The organism is Actinomycetospora aeridis (genome assembly GCF_037400275.1).
GTDB classification, from domain to species: Bacteria; Actinomycetota; Actinomycetes; order Mycobacteriales; family Pseudonocardiaceae; genus Actinomycetospora; species Actinomycetospora aeridis.
On the sequence record NZ_JBBEGL010000001.1, the window covers coordinates 578,198 to 596,924 of the forward strand.

The window sequence follows — 18,727 nt, forward strand, 5'->3', positions numbered from 1 at the left end:
GGCGGGCGTGTCAGGCGTCGAGGACCCGCGTGACCTTCTCGGTGCCGGCCCGGCGCTCCTGGTCGCCCGCGGGGTGGCGGACGTGCACCAGCGAGGCGCCGGCGGCGAGCACGGCGAGGAAGCCGTCCACCAGCCCACCGGACAGGGCGAGCGGCCAGGCCGCGGTGGAGAGCACGCGGTCGTCGGCGCCCAGCCCCAGCTCGGCGGCCCGGGCCCGGGCCGTGGCGACGACGGACGCGGCGTCCGCGTCCGCGAGGGCGGGCGCGTCGTCGGGCACGAGGGCGAGGGGGTCGAAGTGGTCGCCGTGCACGCGGACCTCGGTCGCGTAGTCGACGGCGCCGCGGGGCAGCCCCTCGAGCGCGCGGCCGAACGCGTCGAGGGAGAACCCGACGACCAGGCCCGCGGCCGCGGCGGCCTCCAGCGTGCTCCCGTCGGCCAGCGCGACGTCGGCGCCGTCGGGCTCGGTGACGGCCCGGGCGCCGCACGCCCACACCGCGCACAGTGCCGCCGCCGTCTGCCAGTGCGCGGGCAGCAGCACGGCGACCGTCGAGCCCGGCTCGACGTCGCACTCGTCGCGCAGCAGGTTCGCGGTCTTGGCCACCCAGTTGCCGAACGTCGCCCCGGAGAGCTCGATGCGCTCGCCGGTGGCGTCGTCGTAGAAGGTGATCAGCGGGCGGGCCGGGTCGCCCGCGAGCAGGGGCGCGAGCAGGGCGTCGGTGACGGTGGTCATCGGTGGACGACGCTACCCAGTCGGCGCCGTCCCTAGTCGATGCAGGGCACGCCCTCGGCGGTGATCGCCGGCGCGGGCGGCGGGGCCGCGACGGCGGCGACCTCGGCGTCGTCGTCGCTGCGCAGCGGCGGGGGCGCCGCGGCGGCGCCCGGCCCGCGGTAGTCGGCGCCCAGCAGGACCCGCACCGAGTTCGGTGGCACCGTCGGGTCGAAGCGGGCCGGCAGGTCGCCGAGGCTGCGGGCCACGCGCGCGCCGCCGCCGTCGCCGGCCGGGCCGAAGAGCACCTCGGAGCGGGGTGCGGCCGCCTCCGCGTTGCCCGCGACGGTCCGCGCATAGCCCTGGGCCCCCAGGACCGCGACGACGCGGGCGGCGACGCCCTGGGCGTCGGAGGCGTTGCGGACGTCGACGGGGATCGTGGCCGGCGCCGGGCCGTCGTCGTTGGCGTCGGCGGAGTCCTCGGGGCCGATGGCGTCGTTGACGAAGGTCCGCACCTCGGTGGGGTCGACGTCGAGCACCTCGCCGCGACCGTCGATGTTGCGGGTGCCGTTGGTCGGGATCGTGAGGAACGCGACGGCGCCGGCGCTGACGTCCTGCATCTGCTGCGCGAACTGCAGCAGGTCCCAGTTGCCGTCGAGCACCACCGACTGGCGCACGGCGTCCAGCAGGCGGGTCAGGGTGATCGGGTCGCCGAGCGTGCCGCTCGAGAGCACCTTGCGCGACATCGAGGCGAGGAACGCCTGCTGGCGGCGGACGCGGTCGAGGTCGCCGTTGGGCAGGCCGTGGCGCTGGCGGACGAAGGCGAGCGCGTCGTGCCCGGCGACCGTGCGCGGGCCGGCCGGGAAGCGGGCGCCGGAGAGGTCGTCGTCGACGGGGTTCTTCAGGCACACGTCGACGCCGCCGATCGCGTTCGTCAGCGTGTAGAAGCCGAGGAGGTTGACCTCGGCGAAGTGGTCGACGGTCAGCCCCGTGAGGTCACCGACCGCGCTCACGAGCTCCTGGCGGCCCGCCTCGGAGGAGCGGACGTCGACCTCGCGCGGATCGGTGACGCCGGACTGCACGAGCCGGTTGGCCTCCTCGGCCTTCGCGCCGGGGTACGCCGAATTGATCTTGTCGCGGCGGAAGGCCCCCGGGATGCTGACGTAGCTGTCGCGGGGGATCGAGAAGGCGACCGCGCGGCTGCCGTCGTTGGGGACCCGCACCAGGATCATCGTGTCGGTGTTGACGACGCCGTCCGCGGCGCCGGCCCCGAGCTCGCGCAGGACGTCGTCGGGCAGCGGCTGCCCCTGGGCGTCGCTGCGGCTGTCGACGCCGACGAGCAGGATGTCGGTGGCGCCGTCCGCGGCGTTGCCGACCGGACCGTCGCCGAGCGCGCTCGTGCCGCTGATGCTGCCCGACAGCGCGGCCCACGCCGTGCCGGAGAGCGCGAACACCAGCACCGAGAGCACGACGAGGCCGAGCCGGACGCTGCGGGCGATCGCGCGGCGCCGGCCGCCCCCGTCGGGCGGCTCCGGGACCTCCCGCGGCGGCCGCGGCCGTCCCGGTGGCGGTGGCGGGCGCCGCTCGCCGTCCCGCGGCCGGTCGCGAGCGGTGTCACGAGCGGCGTCCCGGGACGGCTCGCGGCGGGGCCGGTCGGGCCGTTCGGGACGGTCGCCTCGCTCGGGCCGGTCGGGCCTGTCCCGGGGCGGGGCGTCCCTCCGGGTCTTCCCGCGGGCGCCGGGCGGCGCGGCGGACGGGGACGCCGAGAGCTCGGCCAGGTCGCGGCGGCGCAGGCGGGCGCCCGCCGGCGCCGCACCGTCGCCGTGGGGGCGCCGCCCGTTCCCGTTCCCGTTGCTGTTCGGGCGGCGGTCCGGTTCGGTGATGCTGTCGTCGGGCCGCGGCGCCTCGTCCACCGGCGGTCCGCCGGCGCGACCGGGGCTGCGTCGCGCGGCGGAGGGCCCGAAGCGGCGGGCCGGGTCACGGCGCGGCGGGCCCGGGTCGTCACGGTCCATCGCCACGCCTCCCTCCGCCGTCGGGCCCGAGCACCGGGTCGGTCGCTCCGGGTCGATCCTGGTCCGTCGCTGCTCGGCGACGCGCACCGCCTCGCGATCACCTTCGCGCGGCCCCCGGCGCGCGGTTGGGTGCTCTCGCCGGAACCCGGCCGCCACGGCCGGGTCCCGGTGTCTCGCAGGCTAGACGGCGTCTGGACCGTTCGGGTGCTCTCACCCGTTGGACGGCTCGTCGGCGCGTCGCGACGACTCCTGGTCACGACGGGACCCCGGAAACGGGGCCCGAGCAGGGCGGGTCCGCGCGGGAGGGGCGGGGCGTGGTCACGCGGACACGCCCACCGCGGGGGAGTCGGCCCCGGGCGCGGCTGCGAGACTGCGCCGGGGTGATCGACGGGGGGTGGGTTCCGGTGCGGTGGATGGTGACCGGTGCGGGGGGAGCGCTCGGGGCGGAGCTGGTGACCCGGCTCGGCGCGCCGGGGACTCCGCCGGGCGAGCCCGGGGACGCGGTCGTCGGCCTGACCCGCGCCGAGCTCGACGTCACCGACCCCGCGGCGGTGCGTGCCGCGGTGCGCGCGTGGGCGTCGGCGTCCGGTGACGGGGCGGGCGACGGGCCGGCGGTCCTGCTCAACGCCACCGCGTACACCGCCGTCGACCGCGCCGAGACCGACCCGGACGCCGCCGCGCAGGCGCACGCCGTCAACGCCGACGCCCCCGGCCTGCTCGCCGCCGCGTGCGCGGAGGTCGGCGCGAGGATGGTGCACGTCTCCACCGACTACGTGCTGGGCCCGCTGCCCCACGGCGCGCGACGGCCCCTCGAGCCGGACGACCCGACGGCGCCCGCCGGGGTCTACGCGTGCAGCAAGTGGCTCGGCGAGGAGCGGGTGCGGGAGGCGCTGCCCGACGCCCACCACGTCGTCCGCACCGCCTGGCTCTACGGCGCGCGTGGCGCGAACTTCGTCCGCACCATGGCCCGGCTCGCGCGCGAGCGCGACACGCTCGACGTCGTCGACGACCAGCACGGCTCGCCGACGTGGACGGCCGACCTCGCCGACGGCCTGATCGCGCTGGGCCGGTCGTCGGCGCCGGCCGGGACGCTCCACGCCGCGGGCGGCGGGGGGACGACGTGGTGGGGCCTGGCGCGCGCGGTGTTCGACGAGCTCGGCGCCGACCCCGAGCGGGTCCGCCCCTGCGACACGGCGTCCTTTCCGCGCCCGGCCCCGCGCCCGGCGTGGTCGGTGCTCTCGGACGCGTCGTGGCGCGCGGCCGGGCTGGCCCCGCTACCACCCTGGCGGGAGGCCCTGCACACCGCGGTGCGCCACCATCCGGAGCTACTGCTCGGCTGAACGGACTAATCGCTTAATCCCATCGATGTCATTTGCGTGTCCTCCGGGGCGGGTCGCGCGTTGAGCGGTCATGGCAGTGGAGACGGTGCTCCTGGCGCTGCTCGGTCTCGTCGCCGTGTGGTTGGTGATCGACGCCGGGCGCGAGCGCCACCGGCTGCGGGCGCGCGTCGCCCGCGACGAGCGCTGGCGCGCCGAGCACCGGCGCCGGATGCGCGGCGAGGCCCGCGACGCCCGCGCCGCGGCGCCGGACGCCTGGCGCTACTGGCCGCTCACGCTGCCGTCGGTCGACGACGGCCCGAGCGGGCCCCGTCTCTAGACGGTTCCGCCGTGGTCCCCGGACGCGCACACTGATCCGATGACGGAGCAGGCCGCGTCGGGGGCGACCGCAGCATCCGGCGGCGAGCCGCACGACGAGCCCCTCTGCGCGCAGGCCCGCGACCTCGCCGCCGCGCCCGGCGGCGCCACCGCGGCGGGCATCGAGGACCGCATCGTGCTGCTGCGCCGGGCGCTGGCGAGCGGTGAGCCCTCGGCGCCCGCGATGCTCGCTGTCGCGCACCTCGACCGCGGCGAGCGCCGCGAGGCCGTCGACCTCCTGACCCCCGTCGTGATGGGCCGCCGCGAGAGCGAGCACGCCGGGCTGCTGGGCGAGACCTTCGCCGCCATCGGCGACCACGAGAGTGCCGAGGCCGCGTTCCTCGTCGGCCTCGACGGGGGCGACGCGGCCGCGACCAACGACTACGGCGTCTTCCTGCGCGGTCGCGGACGCACGCAGGAGGCGCTCTACGTGCTCGACCGCGCCGTGCGGCTCGGCGACGAGCTCGCGGCGCTCAACCTCGTCGCGCTGCACCTCGAGGAGCTCGACGACCCGGTGACCGCCACCGATCTCGCCGAAGAGCTGCTCGACGACACCAGGCCCGCGACGCTGCTCGCGCTCGCGGACTGCCGGCTCGCCGCCGGGCGCGTCGACGAGGCCGCCGATCTCTACCGCCGCGCCGCCGAGGGGGGCGCGCCGTGCGGGCACATCTACTACGGCTGGTTCCTGCGCGACCGCCGCGACGACCACCGCGGTGCCGAGGAGCAGCTGCGCCGGGCCCACGAGGTCGGCGAGCCCGGCGCGGCGTTCCACCTGGGGCGGTTCCTGTTCGACGTCGGCCGCGCCGACGAGGCCGCGCCCTACGTCGAGGAGGCCGCCCGCCGCGGCGACCCGGACGCGGTCGCCCTGCTCGAGACGCAGTACCGCGGGCTGGTCGACGAGTACGACGACTGAACCGCGACAATGCGGCGGTGCCCGATCCCTACGGTTCCGCGCTCGCCGTCGTCTGCGTGACCTACTCGCCGGGGGACTCCCTCGCGGAGTTCGTCTCGTCGCTGGAGAAGGCCACCGCCCGGCCCTACCGGGTGATCCTCGCCGACAACGGCTCCGTGGACGGGGCCCCGGAGGCCGCGGCCGCCGCCGACGAGCGGGTCGAGCTGCTGCGCATCGGCGAGAACGTGGGCTACGGCGCGGCGGCTAACCGGGGCGTGGCCGGGCTGCCCCCCGAGGTCGGGTGGGTGCTCGTCGCCAACCCCGACATCGTGTTCACCCCGGGTGCCCTGGACACGCTCGTCGAGGCCGTCGACCGCTGGCCCCGCGCCGGCGCCCTCGGCCCGCTGATCCGCACGGGCGGCGAGGTCTACCCCTCGGCGCGCCTGCAGCCGGGCCTCGGGCGCGGGATCGGGCACGCGCTGTTCTCGGCGGTGTGGCCGACGAACCCGTGGACGCGCTCCTACCGGCAGGAGGGCTCGGTCGCCGAGCGGACCGCGGGCTGGCTCTCGGGCTCGTGCGTGCTGCTGCGCCGCGAGGCGTGGGACTCGGTCGACGGCTTCGACCCGCGCTACTTCATGTACTTCGAGGACGTCGACCTCGGCGACCGGCTCGGACGCGCCGGGTGGCTCAACGTCTACGTCCCCGACGCCGAGGTGGTCCACGCCGGTGGGCACGCGACCGAGCGCGACGCCCCCACCTCGGCGCGCATGCTCGCCGAGCACCACCGCAGCGCCTACCGCTTCCTCGCCGACCGATACCGCGGCGTGCGCTGGGCCCCGCTGCGCGGCGTGCTGCGCGTGGGGCTGCGGCTGCGGGCGCGCTCGGGCGCCCGCAGCGCCTTCTAGAACGGCGGGTCGTCCTCCTCGCTGATCCGGGGGCTCGCGGCGGTGGCCTGCCGGTCGGGCGGCCGTCGGGGTAGGGGTCGTTGGTCCACATCGGTGCATCCGAGGCGAACTCTGCCGGCGAGGTGCTGGATCGGTGGTGTCCGGGGGCGGGTTCGGGCAGGTCGGGCCGGACCGGTCGTGGTGGGCGGTGGTAGCGGTGGCCGGTGGGGCTGGTCCAGACGAAGCTGCCCGGTGACGGCTGGTGGAGGCGCCAGCCGCCGTCGTGCTTGAGGCGGTGGTCGTGGGGGCAGAGCGCGTCGAGGTTGTGCTCGAGCGTCGGACCGTGGTCGGTGACGGCGACGGTGTGGTCGATGTCGGCGACCAGCGACGACGCCCGGCACGGGGGGAAGACGCAGGAGCGGTCGCGCGTGCGGATCCAGCGGGCGAGGGCGGCGGAGGGGAAGCGGCGGCGTGCCTGGTCGGCGCCGTCCGGCGGCGCGGTCCAGGTCCGGAGCTGGGCGCGTAGGTCGTCGAGCACGCCGATCCACTCTCCGGGCACCATGCCTGGGCGCATCAGGTCGGTCTCGCTGATGTGGAGCTCGAGCACCGGGCGGGCGGCGGGTGAGGTGGCGCCGGGTGGGGCCGTGGCGAAGCTGCGGGGGCGGCGTCGGGTGACCAGGGCGGCGACGAGGTGTCCGTCGTCGTCGGTGACCGCGACCCGCCACTGCGCGTGGGCGAGCCGGCGGGCGAACTGGCGCGCGAACGGCGCGAGGACGATGCCGTAGCCGGGCATCGTGCCGGGCTTCTCGTCGTGACCGAGCAGCGTGAGCAGCCCGATGCGCATCTCGATCCGCGCCCGCCGCGAGCCCCGTGCCGCCGTCCCTGCCGCGGGCTCGGGTTCGTCGGGCTCGGGGTCGTCCGGGTCGGGGACGACCGGCTCGGGGGTGGGGTCGCCGCCGCCGGGGGCGGGGCCGTCGGCGCCGACGTGGCGGGGTGTGCTGCGGCCGGGTGGGTCGGCGGGGTCGGCGTGCGCGACGACGTGGGCGACCAGGGCGTCGTCGTCCCACCCCTGCGGGCGGGGGCTGAGCAGGGCGAGGTAGATGTCGGCGCGGATGGTGTCGAGCAGACCGGGGTGCCCGGCGGCCTTGGCGCGCAGGACGAGGGTCTCGACGTGGGCGACCGAGAGGGCGCCGGCGTCGAGAGGGAGGTCGAGCCCGGAGAGGTTGAGGGTGCCGGAGTCGGTGCGCCGCGCGCGGACGCGTCGCTGCTTGCGGGCGTTGTCGTAGAGCCGGGCGGCCCAGTCGGGGTCGATCGCCGTGGCGAGCTGCTGCAACCGTGCGATGAGCGCGGACAAGGTCAGACGGGGCGCTTCGGGCAGCACCCGCACCACGACCTGGCGGGCGTGCTCGGCGGACAGCGACGAGGTCCACGTGGCGCAGAGGCGGACCCGGTCGGTGTCGATGAGTCCGGCGTCCCAGGCGTGCCAGAGCTCGGGGATCGCGGCGAGGGCCGTCTCGGCCTGGCCCAGGAGCTTCGACACCCGCGTGCGGGACTCGCTGAGCACCGCGCGCAGCTCGTCGGTGCAGAACTCGCCGTAGCTCTGGCAGCGCCCACCCGGCCGGGCGGGGTCGGCGCGGGCGACCTCCCGGGCCGCGAGCGCGAAGCGGGCCTCGTGGTGGGAGAGCTGGCGGCGCCACGCGGCGGCGAGGACCACGGTGTCGTGCGGGGACACCTCGCGGGGATCGACCTGCTCGAGCAGGGCGCCCAGCGCCGCGCCGGGCGGGGCCGTGGCCAGCCCCTCCGGCAACGAAGCGAACACCTGTTCGAACACGGGACGAGCGTAGCGCCCACCCCCGACAGCGCGGGCGGGATCGGAAGAAGCCGGGCGCGCTATCCGTCGAGCGCTCGCCCGAGGTACCCCAGCACCAGGGCGCTGACCTCGTCGGCGAAGGCCTCGCGGGGGATCGGCGGCTCCTCGAGCACGTAGCCGACGGCGAGGCTCTCGACGGTGCGCACCAGCAGCCACGCCACCGTGCCCGCCGGGTGGCGCAGCTCGCCGCCGTGACGGGCCAACAACGTGCTCGTCAGCAGAGCGTCCACCCGCCGCGCGAACGCCGCGCGCCGGTCGTCGCCGGCCCGGGGGAGCCGCTCTGCAACGGCCCGCAGCAGCGCGGGGTGCTCGGCGAGGGCGTCGACCAGGGCGAGGACGACCCGGTGGACCGCGAGCGCGGGGTCGCGCTCCGCGGCAGTGTCGACGAACGCCTGCGTGACGCGCTCCTCGAGGTCGTCGGCGTACCGGGCGACGACCTCGTCGACGACCGCGTCCTTGTCGGGGAAGTACTGGTAGAGCGAGCCGGGGCTGATGCCGGCGGCGGAGGCGACGTGGTTGGTGGTCAGGCCGTCGACCCCGCGCTCGAGCAGGACGGCCCGACCCGCGGTGACGATCCGCTCGACCATCACCCGCGAGCGCTCCTGCCGCGGCTCGCGGCGCCGGCGGGGTGCGGTCACGACGCGACTTGAACGCGAGCAGGAACTCGTCTCAGCATGGACGTCATGGTGGCACGCGCGCAGGAGCAGCAGACCCGCTATCCGGGACGCTTCCGGGCCGCCCCCGAGCGGTCACGGCGCATCGCCCGGCCCCTGGGCGTCGTGGCCCGGGTCCGCGGGGTCGACGAGGAGCTGCTCGACCGCATCGGCACGCGGATGTTCGCGCGCGACGAGCTCGGGGCCGACCTCGCGGCGGCGATGGGCCGCGCCCGTGGTGACGCCGAGCGGGTCACGATGGCCTCGTTCCACCGGGCCCTCGCCGGCGGGGAGCCGGAGACGCCGGCGCTGGCGCGGTTCTTCGCGGCGGTCGAGGACACGCCGACGTGGGTCGACCTCGACGAGGTCGAACGCGGGGGCCGGGCGCTGCGCCGGATGGGCCGCACGCTCGACGACGTCCTGCTCACGTTGTCGCTGATCGGCGGCTACCGCTTCGGCGGCCCCGCCGACCTGCTCGTCGCGACCGGCGGGCTGACCGGGTCGACGGCGGTGCGCCGGCTCGGGGAGACGACCGAGTGGGCGCGGGCGGTGATCGCCCCGGGCGGGATGCGCCGCGACGGCGAGGGCTGGCGCCTGACCGTCCACGTGCGGGCCATGCACGCGCTGGTCAACCGGCGTTTCGAGACCAACGGGCGCTGGGACGTCGGGCACTGGGGGCTGCCGGTGAACCAGGCCGACCAGGCGGCCACCCTCGGCCTGTTCAGCAGCACCGGCCTGCTCGGGGCCCGGGCGCTGGGGTGGGTGGTGACGCCCGCCGAGTCCCGCGCCGTCATGCACCTGTGGCGCTACGTCGGCTGGCTCATGGGCGTCGACGACGATTGGCTCTTCGCCACCGAACGCGAGCAGAACCGGTTCCTGCACCACGTCCTGCTCGTCCAGGACGACGTGACCCCCGCCGGCCCGGCGCTCGCCGGGGCCCTCGTCGACGGCCAGTCGCCGCGGCGCCGGCAGCACGTGCTCGGCCTGCTGCGGTGGTTCCTCGGTCGCGAGGCGCTGACGGACCTCGGCCTGCCCGACACGGGGCCGGCCGCGCTGCCCTGGACCGTCCCGCCCACGCTCCTGCGCAACCTCGTCCTCTCCGGCGTGGTGGCGCGCACCCGCGCCGGGCGCCGCGCCCTCGAGCGGCGGGGGGACGCCTGGACGCGCGCGGAGATCACCCGCCGCTTCGCCGGCGCCCGCCCCGGCGTGTCGCCCCTCCCGGAGTAGCGCGTGTCGTGTCCGCGGAGTGGCTCCGCAGACACTCAACGTCCGTCACGCCACTCACTCGCTCGCCGGCGTCAGCCCCGCCCGAACAGCCGCCGCAGCAGCGACGGGCGGGCCGGCCCCGGCGGCGGGGGAGGCGGCACCGGCGCCCGCGACGACTCCGGCACCGCCGGCGCCGGGGCGCCCACCACGAGCGCGAGGAGGTGGGTGTTCCCCGCCCCGTCGCCGACGGCGACGTCGAGGCCGTCGACGGCGATCGCCTCCAGCGTGCTGTCGAGCGGCGCGGCGCCGACCGCCCGTGCGCGCGCCAGGTCCCACAGCGTCACGGCGCCGTCGCGACCGGCGGTCACCGCGCGGTGCCCGGCGAGGCCGGCGACGGCGAGGAGGCGCCCACCGGTGGGCACCGCGGTCACCTCGCCCGACGCGACGTCCCAGGGGTGCACCCGCCCCGCGTCGTCGGTCGCGAGCACGTGGCAGCACTCGTCGTCGATCGCGACGCGGCGGACGGACCGCCCGGGGACGTCGAGGGCGACGGTGGCGGTGTGGCCCGACAGCGGGTCCCACACGAGGAGGTGGTCGTCGCCGGCGACGGCGATGCTGCGCAGGCCCGGCGCCGTGGCGACAGCGCGCGGCCAGCCGACCTCCGGCGGGAGTTCCACCGACGCCTGCACGGCGCCGGTGGACGCCCCGACGACGGCGAGGTGGTGCCGCTCGACGGGCCGGTAGGAGGTCGTGACGACCACGGCGTGGTCACCGCGCCCGGCCTTGACGACCCCCGGCATCTCCTCGCGGGACACCACCTCGCCGGTCTCCACCGAGCGGTGCTCGACGGTGCGGTGGTCCGCGGTGTGCAGCGTGCGCCCCGACGGCGAGAACCACAGGACGTCGACGCGGGTCCCGTCGTCCTCGTCCGCCACCGTCCAGCGCTCCTCCCCGGTCCGGGTGTCCCGGGCGACCAGCCGCAGCGCCTGCTGCGGGCAGACGACCACCGTCTCCGCGGCGCGGGACACCGCGATCTCCTCCACGTCGAGGTAGAGGCCCAGCGGGGTGTCGGGCACGTCGTCGACCGCCTCGAGGTCCCAGAGGAGCAGCATCCCGGCCTCGTCCCCCGTGACCGCCAGGCGCCCGTCGGCGCTCACGGCGGCGACCGACGTGTGGTCGCGATGGCCGGTCAGCGACGCCACCCGCGCCCGCGCCGGGTCGTCGGGACGGACGCGCCAGACGTCGACCACCGCGTCGTCGTTCGCCACCAGCGCCCGCCCGCCGGGCAGGGCGACCACGCTCTTGGGCCAACCCGGTCCGTACCGGTCGGGTCGGGGGACGTCCAGCCGCGTGCGGTCGCGCAGCTCGCCATGACGCACGTCCCAGCGGTGGACGGGTCCGAGCCGGGAGGTGGCGACCAGGGTGCCGTCGTCGACGAACGTCGCCGCGAAGACGTCGTCGGGCTCCTCGACGACCTGCCGGCACACCCCGGTCGCCGCATCCCAGACCCGCACCGTCCGGCCGGCCCCGGACACGACCGTCGCGCCGTCGGGCGAGACCGCCAGCGCCACGACCTCCCCGGGGTGCCCCGTCAGCACGTGGACGGCCACGCCGGTCTCCACGTCGTGGATCACCACCGTGCGGTCCTCCGAGGCCGACACCAGACGCCGTGGGCTCCCGGGGAGGAAGCGCAGCCGGTGGATCCAGCCGTCGTGCCGACCCACGGTCCGGAGGGCCCCGTCGGGGAGGTCCGCGATCTCCGCGACGACGACCGACCGGTCGAGACACGCCACCGCGAGCAGCCCGCCGTCCGACGAGACCGCGAGCTTCGTCGGGCGCGTCCCGGTGCCGACGTCGACGGTCCGCGACGTCCCCGTCGCCACGTCCCAGACCCGCAGCTCGCCGTCCTCCGACACCGCGAACAGGCGGCCCTCGGGCGCGAAGGCCGCGTCCACGATGCCGCCCCGGTGCCCGGACAGCGTGCGCACGAGCGCGGGGGAGAACGGCTGGGTGCGCCAGCGCTCCCCGAGCACCGTCCACCGCTGCGCGTCGATCCGGTCACGGGCGGCCGTCGGGAGGTCCGGCAGGCCGAGGGCGTGGGCGCGGGTGAGGACCTGCTGCGCCAGCAGCTCCGGGGAGGCGGCCCGGTCCCAGCCGCGCAGGTGGTGGGCCTCCAGGTCCAGCACGTGGCGCAGACCCTCGGGCAGCGACCCGGGGGACGCCAGCACGGCGTCGACCCCCTCGGTCGCGACGCGCGTCTCCAGCCCGGACCAGAACGACCCGTCGATCACTCTTGGCCCATCCACACCCGCCCGTCGACGCCCCGCACGTGCCCGTTACACCGCGATGGCCACCCGGCGACCGGGAATGGCCGGACGGCCGTGGCGCGTCGATCGTCGCCCGCGATCTCCTCGATCCCATGACCACAGCACGCACGACCGTCGGAGGGTTCGTCGACGAGGAGGCCCGGGCGCGCTACGCCGCGGCGCTGGAGCGGGCCATGGCCGGGTTGCCGCCGCACGTCTCCCGCGACGTCGCCACGGCCTTCGGCACGGTCCGCGCCCACCGGTTCGGGGACGCCGGCGGGACCTCGCTCCTGCTCGTGCCCGGCCGCATCGGCACGACGGCGATGTGGGCGCCGAACCTGCCGGCGCTCGCGGCCCGGCACACCGTGTGGGCCGTCGACCTGCTCGGCGAGCCCGGGGCGAGCGTGCAGACCGCGCCGCTCACCTCCGACGCCGACCAGGCGGCCTGGCTCGCCGAGGTCGTCGACGCGATCGGCGGTCCCGTGCACGTCGTCGGGGCCTCGCTCGGCGGGCGGTGGGGCCTCGAGCTCGCGGCGCGGTCCCCGGACGCCGTCCGCTCGCTGGCGCTGCTCGAGCCGGCGCACACGCTCGCCCGCCTGCGGCCGGGGTTCGTCCTCGCCTCGATCGCCTCGCTGGTGGGCGGCCGCCGGTTCTTCCTGCGCTACGCGGGCGGCGAGGAGCCACCGGCCGATGACCCACTGACCCCGGTGATGGAGCTCGGCGCGCGGACCTACCGGATGGCCCTCGCACCGCCCGGCTACCCGTCCGACGCCGCGCTCCGGTCGCTGGCGATGCCGGTGCTGGCGCTGCTGGGCGGGCGCAGCACGGTGCTGCGGGCCGACCGCGCGGCACGGCGGGCCCGGGCGCTGATCCCCGACGTCGAGGTCGAGGTGTGGCCGGACGCCGGCCACGCCCTGCCCAGCTCGCACGCCGACGCCGTCGACGCCCGGCTCGCGGCCTTCCTCGCCCGGGCCGGGACCTAACGCCCGAAGAGGCGCCGCCACCACGGGCGGGGGGCCTCGGCCACCGGGGTCTCGTCCACGGGGGCGTCCCGCTCGTCGCGCCGCTCGGGCCCGGGCCCGCCGGGGAACGGGTTGGCCGGGAACGGCGAGGTGCCCGGGTGGGTGCTCGGGCGCGTGTCGAAGCGCACGGTGGTCGCCTCGCCGTCCTGGTCGGGACCGGCGCGGTGATGCCCGTTGGTCCGGCGTCCCTCGCCCTGCGGCAGCCGCTGGGTGAGGTCCGGGTCCTGCCCGCGCCCGTGGCGCGAGGTCATCGCGTGGGGCAGCACCGTCGTGCTCGACGCGTCGAACGGGGAGACGGCCGTGTCGGGCGTGACGACGTCCTCGTCACGCTCCGTGGCCCGCTGGTGGGCGTGCGCGATGGCGTCCTGGGCGCGCTCCCACGCATTCGAGGCCACCGCACCCCTCCTGCTCGTTCCCCCGACGGCGGGACCTGGGCGGGGTCGTGCGCCCGACAGCCCCGGGAGGGTCCACACTATCGCCCGCGGTCACGATTCGTCATCGACGAGGGGGGTCAACGGGTGAACCAGGCAGGTGACGCGGCGGTGATCGACCCCGCCCGGACGGCGGCGGTCGTCCTCGTCGGCGGGCAGGGCAGCCGGCTGCGCCCGCTCACCCTCTCCACGCCGAAGCCGATGCTGCCGACGGCCGGGGTGCCGTTCCTGGCGCACCTGCTCTCGCGCATCGCCGCGGCGGGGATCCGCCGGGTCGTGCTCGGGACCGCCTACCGCGCCGAGGTGTTCGAGGGCTTCCTGGGCGACGGCGCCTCCCTCGGCCTGGACCTGGTGTGCCGCCCCGAGCCCGAGCCGCTCGGCACCGGCGGCGGCATCCGGCACGCCGCGGACGCGCTGGGGCCGGAGGTCGACGAGGTGGTCGTCTTCAACGGCGACATCCTCTCGGGGGTCGACGTCCGTGCCGTCGTCGCCGAGCACCGCGCCGCGGGCGCGGAGGCGACCCTGCACCTCGTGCGGGTCCCCGACCCCACCGCCTTCGGCTGCGTCCCCACCGACGCGGACGGGCGCGTCACGGCGTTCCTGGAGAAGACGCTCACGCCCCCGACCGACCAGGTCAACGCCGGGTGCTACGTGTTCCGGCGCCAGGTCCTCGACGCGATCCCGGCCGGTCGGCCCGTGTCGGTCGAGCGCGAGACCTTCCCCGGCCTGCTCGCGGCCGGCGCGCGGCTGCAGGGCCACGTCGAGTCGTCCTACTGGCTCGACCTCGGCACGCCCGCGTCGTTCGTGCGCGGCAGCGCCGACCTCGTGCAGGGGGCCGCGCCCACCGCGGCGCTGCCCGGGCCGGTCGGCACGGCGCTGCTGCTGCCCGGCGCGAAGGTGGCGCCCTCGGCGTCGCTCACCGACGGGACGACCGTGGGTGCGGACGTGCAGATCGGCGAGGGCGCTCGGGTCTCCGGCTCGGTGCTCCTCGACGGCGCGCGGATCGGCGACGGCGCGTTCGTCGAGCGCTCCGTGATCGGGCCGGGCGCGTCGATCGGCGAGGACACCGTGGTCACCGACGCCGTCGTCGGCGACGGCGCCTCGATCGGGGCGTCCTGCGAGCTGCTCGCCGGCGTGCGCATCTGGCCCGGTCTCGTGATCCCCGACGGCGGTCTGCGATTCTCGGGTGGTGCCTGAGGCGCTCATCCGGGGGAGCCCGGCCGCGGAACGGACCTGGCGACCCGACTTCGTCCTCGACCTGCGCGCGCTCGTCGCCCCGCTGCGCCGCGGCAAGGGCGACCCGAGCTTCCACACCGAGCTGGACTCGCCGGACGGTGGTGTGCTGTGGCGCGCCACGCCGACCCCCGACGGCCCGGCCACGCTGGCGCTCTCGCGCCGTGACGGCGTGGTCCGCGCGCGGGCGTGGGGGCCCGGCGCCGCGTGGGTGGTCGACGGGGTGCCGGCACTCCTGGGCGCCGAGGACGACGACGCCGGCTTCGTCGGCCACCACCCGCTGGTCGCCGAGACGCGCCGGCGCATGCCGGGCCTGCGTCTCGGCGCCACGCGCACGGTGTGGGACCAGCTGCTGCCCGCGATCCTGGAGCAGAAGGTCACCGGCACGGAGGCGCGCCGGTCGTTCCGGGAGCTGTGCTGGCGCTTCGGCGAGGACGCGCCGGGACCGACGCCGCGGCGCATGAAGCTGCCGCCGACCCCGCGGCGCATCCGCGAGGTGCCCGACTGGGAGTGGCACCGTGCCGGCGTCGACCAGAGCAGGCGGCGCGCGATCCTCGCCTGCGCCACCGTCGCGCACCGGCTGGAGAAGGCGGCCGAGATGCGCGGCGAGGAGGGGCGGGCGCTGCTGCAGAAGGTCCCCGGCATCGGGATCTGGACGGCCGCCGAGGTCGCCCAGCGCTCCTGGGGCGACCCGGACGCCGTGAGCGTCGGCGACTTCCACATCCCGTCGACCGTCGGCTGGGCGCTCGTGGGGCACAAGCTCGACGACGCCGGGATGCTCGAGGTCCTCGCCTGCTACGCGCCCCAGCGCCAGCGGGCCGTGCGCTACATCGAGGCGTCGGGGTTCCGCCGCCCGCGCTTCGGGCCGCGCTTCTCGCCGAAGGACTACCGGACGTACTGACCGACGAGATCCCGCCCGAACGCGACCTCGTCCGGCAGCTCGCGCAGCGGCCACCAGCGCAGGTCCAGCGACTCCGCGCTGATCGTCTCGACGGCACCCGCCGGGGCGTGGGCGACGAAGCGGACGTCGAGGTGGCGGGTCGGGACGCCGAGCGAGCAGGTCAGGGCGTGGACCTCGGCGTGCACCGGCTCGGGGTCGATCACGAGGCCCTCGATGCCGGACTCCTCGGTCGCCTCCCGCAGCGCGGCGCCCGCGAGGGTGGTGTCGCCGGGCTCGATGTGCCCACCGAGCTGGATCCACGCGCCGACCCGGGGGTGCAGCGTCAGGAGTGCCCGCTCGCCCGTGGCGTCGAGCACGAGCGTGGAGGCCGTGAGGTGGCCCGGCGCGCAGGAGCGCGCGCAGGCGTCGGGCCGGGCGTCGAGGTACGAGACCAGCGCCAGGCGCACCGAGTCGACCTCGCGGGCCGCAGGGTGCCAGCGGTCGAGCACCGCGCGGGCGTCGGCGTGGGCGGCGGCCGTGGTGACGGCCGCCCTGGTGGTCGACGCGAGGGTCGGCTCCGAACTCACGACATCTCCACCCAGCGATCGTCCACGGACAGCGCGCCGCGCGGCGGGGGCGCGGCCTCCGGGTGCCCGATCGCGACGGCACCGAGCGGCTCCCAGGAGGCGGGCAGCGCGAGCTCCGCGCGCACGACGTCGGCCGCGAAGATCGTCGACGACACCCAGCACGACCCGAGCCCCTCGGCGGCCAGCGCGACGAGGAACCCCTGGACCGCGGCGCCGCCGGCGACCGTGAACATCGTGTGCTCGGCCGCGGCGCGCCGGGCGTCCGGGTAGGGGTGGGCGCCCTCGGGCACGAGGAACGGCAGCACGATCTCCGGCGCCGCGCGCAGGATGTCGCCGCGGGCGACGCGCCGGGCGACCGCGTCCTCGCCGAACCCGTCGCCCCGCAGGTCGTCGCGCCACGCCTCGGCCATGGCGTCGAGCAGGCGCGTCCGGACCCCCGGCGAGGTGAGGTGCACGAACCGCACGGGCCGGGTGTGGTGCGGGGCGGGCGCGGTGAGCGCCGCGGCCCCGGCGCGGCGCAGCGCCTCCGCGTCGACCGGGTCCGGGGCGAACGAGCGCACCGACCGCCGGGCGGGCACCGCCTCGCGCCGGCCCTGTGTCCGACCCCGCGCGAGGGCCTCGTCGGTGCCCAGCCAGAAGAGGTCCTCCTCGACCGGGCGGACGAGATCGGCGCCCCGCGCGGTCTCCGAGCGCAGCGCCGCGGGCAGGCCCCGCACCACGGCGACCGGCACCCCACCGAGCTTGCCCTTGACGAGGTCCGCGGCCGCCGCGACCTCGTCGGCGACGGCGACCTCGGTGACGACGAGCTCGTTGCCCTGCGCGTCGATCGCGCCGCCGTAGGCGTGCACGACCTCGAGTCCCGCGGCGCCGATCGCGGCGTCGGTCTGGCCGGTGCGCCAGGTGCGGCCCATGGTGTCGGTGACGACGACGGCGACGTCGACCCCGAGCCGCTCGCGCAGCGCCGCGCGCAGGGCGGCGGCGGAGCCGTCCGGGTCCTCGGGGAGCAGCGCGACCTCGTCGCCGGCGACGTTCGAGGCGTCGATCCCGGCCGCGGCCTGCACGATCCCCAGCGGGTTGGCGACGATCTTGGTGCGGCCCTTGGTGGCGAGCAGCCGGACCGTCTCCCGGTCGATCAGCGCGCGGCGGGCGGCGTCGCGCGCCTCGGGGTCGGCGGGCACGGTCACCAGGCGGCCCTCGACCTTCGAGAGTACCTTCGAGGTGACGACGAGGACGTCGCCGTCGGCGAGCGATCCGTGGAGGGCCTCGACCAGCGCCGCGGCGAGGTCGTCGCCGGGACGGAACTCGGGCAGCCCGGTGACGCCCCAGAGGGTCAGCCCCTCCGACGCGTGATCGGCATGGTCAGACACCGGCGACCTCGTACGCCGCGCGGACCATGGCCGCGGTGGCGTCCGGGTCGGTCATCATCAGAGGCACCTCGCGGACCTCGACGCCCGGCACCTGCGCGCCGTCGCCCGGCGCGACGAGCCAGCCGTCGAGCAGCCCGCCGGTGGTGCGCGAGCCGTACCAGCGCCCGACGCCCTCGGCGCTGACCGGGACGTCGACCGCGGCGAGGCACGCCTCGGCCATGCCGCGCACCGCGTGCCCGTCGACGATCGGCGACACGCCGACCACCCTGCCGGGCGCCGCCGTCAGGGCGGGGCGCATCGTGGGGACGTCGACGATGGTGTTCACGCTGACGACGGGGTTGGACGGCGCGACGAGCACGACGTCGGCCTCGGCGACCGCCGCGAGCGCGTCGGGGGCGGCGGTGGCCTGCTCGCGCCCCACGGAGGCGAAGGACAGCGCCGGCAGCGCGGCGCGGTGGCGCACCCACCACTCCTGGAAGTGGATGGCCTTGCGCTGACCGTCGGCCGGGTCGTCCACGACGACGTGGGTCTCGATGCGGTCGTCGCTCGCGGGGATCAGCTCGACCCCCGGCGCCCAGCGGTCGCACAGGGCCGTCGTCACCTGGGAGAGCGGGTAGCCGGCGCGCAGCATGCGGGTGCGCACGAGGTGGGTCGCGACGTCGCGGTCGCCCAGCCCGAACCACGTCGGGTCGGCGCCGTAGGCCTCGAGCTCCTCGCGCACCGACCACGTCTCCTTGGCGCGGCCCCAGCCCTTCTCGGTGTCGATGCCCGCGCCGAGCGTGTACATGCAGGTGTCGAGGTCCGGGCAGACGCGCAGCCCGTGCAGCCAGATGTCGTCGCCGACGTTGACGACCGCGCGGATCCTGTCGCCGGGGCCCGCGGCGGCCTTGACGCCCTGCAGGAAGCGGGCGCCGCCGACGCCCCCGACCAGAACGGTGACCTGCACCGGGTGCTCCTCTCGTGCGTGCCGTGCCCGACCGATCG

General features: G+C 76.9%; 16 protein-coding genes. 8 read left to right on the plus strand and 8 right to left on the minus strand.

Annotated features, from left to right (window positions below; genetic code table 11):
• Positions 1-10: 10 nt before the first annotated feature.
• Both WCD41_RS02775 and WCD41_RS02780 read right to left on the minus strand, forming a co-directional pair.
• Entirely contained in the window at positions 11-730 is a 720-nt protein-coding gene (locus tag WCD41_RS02775; RefSeq protein ID WP_337711844.1) for a TIGR03089 family protein, read from the minus strand.
• Positions 731-762: 32 nt separating this feature from the next.
• Positions 763-2,718, minus strand: a complete 1,956-nt coding sequence (locus tag WCD41_RS02780) for an LCP family protein (RefSeq protein WP_337711845.1) — start codon at positions 2,716-2,718, stop codon at positions 763-765.
• A gap of 413 nt (positions 2,719-3,131) precedes the next feature.
• Between WCD41_RS02780 and rfbD the strand changes: the two genes are divergently transcribed.
• From rfbD to WCD41_RS02800, 4 genes are all read left to right on the plus strand, one after another.
• Positions 3,132-4,058: a dTDP-4-dehydrorhamnose reductase gene (gene rfbD, locus WCD41_RS02785; protein WP_337711846.1), complete on the plus strand. Its 927-nt coding sequence runs from the start codon at positions 3,132-3,134 to the stop codon at positions 4,056-4,058.
• 70 nt (positions 4,059-4,128) lie between these two features.
• Positions 4,129-4,374 (plus strand): hypothetical protein, encoded by a 246-nt coding sequence (locus WCD41_RS02790; RefSeq protein ID WP_337711847.1) that lies wholly within the window; start codon positions 4,129-4,131, stop codon positions 4,372-4,374.
• Between the two features lie 39 nt (positions 4,375-4,413).
• Entirely contained in the window at positions 4,414-5,325 is a 912-nt protein-coding gene (locus tag WCD41_RS02795; protein ID WP_337711848.1) for a tetratricopeptide repeat protein, read from the plus strand.
• Positions 5,326-5,342: 17 nt separating this feature from the next.
• Positions 5,343-6,209 carry a glycosyltransferase family 2 protein gene (locus tag WCD41_RS02800; RefSeq protein WP_337711849.1) on the plus strand — a complete coding sequence of 289 codons (867 nt, stop codon included), beginning with the start codon at positions 5,343-5,345 and terminating at the stop codon, positions 6,207-6,209.
• Positions 6,210-8,078: 1,869 nt separating this feature from the next.
• On the opposite strand, the gene WCD41_RS02805 is transcribed toward WCD41_RS02800, so the two are convergent.
• Positions 8,079-8,696: a TetR/AcrR family transcriptional regulator gene (locus tag WCD41_RS02805; protein ID WP_337711850.1), complete on the minus strand. Its 618-nt coding sequence runs from the start codon at positions 8,694-8,696 to the stop codon at positions 8,079-8,081.
• A gap of 45 nt (positions 8,697-8,741) precedes the next feature.
• Here WCD41_RS02805 and WCD41_RS02810 point away from each other — a divergent pair, with 45 nt between their 5' ends.
• Entirely contained in the window at positions 8,742-9,938 is a 1,197-nt protein-coding gene (locus WCD41_RS02810; RefSeq protein ID WP_337711851.1) for an oxygenase MpaB family protein, read from the plus strand.
• 71 nt (positions 9,939-10,009) lie between these two features.
• Here WCD41_RS02810 and WCD41_RS02815 read toward each other — a convergent pair whose 3' ends face one another.
• Positions 10,010-12,208: a WD40 repeat domain-containing protein gene (locus WCD41_RS02815; protein WP_337711852.1), complete on the minus strand. Its 2,199-nt coding sequence runs from the start codon at positions 12,206-12,208 to the stop codon at positions 10,010-10,012.
• Positions 12,209-12,336: 128 nt separating this feature from the next.
• Here WCD41_RS02815 and WCD41_RS02820 point away from each other — a divergent pair, with 128 nt between their 5' ends.
• Positions 12,337-13,206: an alpha/beta fold hydrolase gene (locus WCD41_RS02820; protein ID WP_337711853.1), complete on the plus strand. Its 870-nt coding sequence runs from the start codon at positions 12,337-12,339 to the stop codon at positions 13,204-13,206.
• Here WCD41_RS02820 and WCD41_RS02825 read toward each other — a convergent pair.
• Positions 13,203-13,640 carry a hypothetical protein gene (locus tag WCD41_RS02825; protein WP_337711854.1) on the minus strand — a complete coding sequence of 146 codons (438 nt, stop codon included), beginning with the start codon at positions 13,638-13,640 and terminating at the stop codon, positions 13,203-13,205. The genes WCD41_RS02820 and WCD41_RS02825 overlap by 4 nt on opposite strands.
• A gap of 123 nt (positions 13,641-13,763) precedes the next feature.
• Here WCD41_RS02825 and manB point away from each other — a divergent pair, with 123 nt between their 5' ends.
• A complete protein-coding gene (gene manB, locus WCD41_RS02830; protein ID WP_337711855.1) occupies positions 13,764-14,873 on the plus strand; it encodes a mannose-1-phosphate guanylyltransferase in 1,110 nt (369 codons plus the stop codon).
• Entirely contained in the window at positions 14,866-15,810 is a 945-nt protein-coding gene (locus WCD41_RS02835; protein ID WP_337711856.1) for a DNA-3-methyladenine glycosylase family protein, read from the plus strand. Before manB ends, WCD41_RS02835 begins: the two co-directional genes overlap by 8 nt.
• Here WCD41_RS02835 and WCD41_RS02840 read toward each other — a convergent pair.
• From WCD41_RS02840 to cofD, 3 genes are read right to left on the minus strand one after another with little or no spacing between them, the layout of a single operon-like run.
• Positions 15,795-16,376, minus strand: a complete 582-nt coding sequence (locus WCD41_RS02840) for an NUDIX hydrolase (RefSeq protein WP_373695065.1) — start codon at positions 16,374-16,376, stop codon at positions 15,795-15,797. The genes WCD41_RS02835 and WCD41_RS02840 overlap by 16 nt on opposite strands.
• Positions 16,373-17,743 (minus strand): coenzyme F420-0:L-glutamate ligase, encoded by a 1,371-nt coding sequence (locus WCD41_RS02845; protein WP_337711857.1) that lies wholly within the window; start codon positions 17,741-17,743, stop codon positions 16,373-16,375. The genes WCD41_RS02840 and WCD41_RS02845 overlap by 4 nt, the downstream gene beginning before the upstream one ends.
• Complete coding sequence (cofD, locus tag WCD41_RS02850; protein WP_337711858.1) at positions 17,736-18,689, minus strand: 2-phospho-L-lactate transferase; 954 nt, start codon at positions 18,687-18,689, stop codon at positions 17,736-17,738. Before cofD ends, WCD41_RS02845 begins: the two co-directional genes overlap by 8 nt.
• Positions 18,690-18,727: the final 38 nt, after the last annotated feature.

Bases quoted from the DNA above. Each gene is read 5' to 3' on its own strand.
- rfbD (WP_337711846.1), top strand. From the start codon at position 3,132: ATGGTGACCGGTGCGGGGGGAGCGCTCGGGGCGGAGCTGGTGACCCGG.
- WCD41_RS02820 (WP_337711853.1), top strand. From the start codon at position 12,337: ATGACCACAGCACGCACGACCGTCGGAGGGTTCGTCGACGAGGAGGCC.
- WCD41_RS02790 (WP_337711847.1), top strand. From the start codon at position 4,129: ATGGCAGTGGAGACGGTGCTCCTGGCGCTGCTCGGTCTCGTCGCCGTG.
- WCD41_RS02780 (WP_337711845.1), bottom strand. From the start codon at position 2,718: ATGGACCGTGACGACCCGGGCCCGCCGCGCCGTGACCCGGCCCGCCGC.
- WCD41_RS02775 (WP_337711844.1), bottom strand. From the start codon at position 730: ATGACCACCGTCACCGACGCCCTGCTCGCGCCCCTGCTCGCGGGCGAC.
- WCD41_RS02795 (WP_337711848.1), top strand. From the start codon at position 4,414: ATGACGGAGCAGGCCGCGTCGGGGGCGACCGCAGCATCCGGCGGCGAG.
- WCD41_RS02810 (WP_337711851.1), top strand. From the start codon at position 8,742: ATGGTGGCACGCGCGCAGGAGCAGCAGACCCGCTATCCGGGACGCTTC.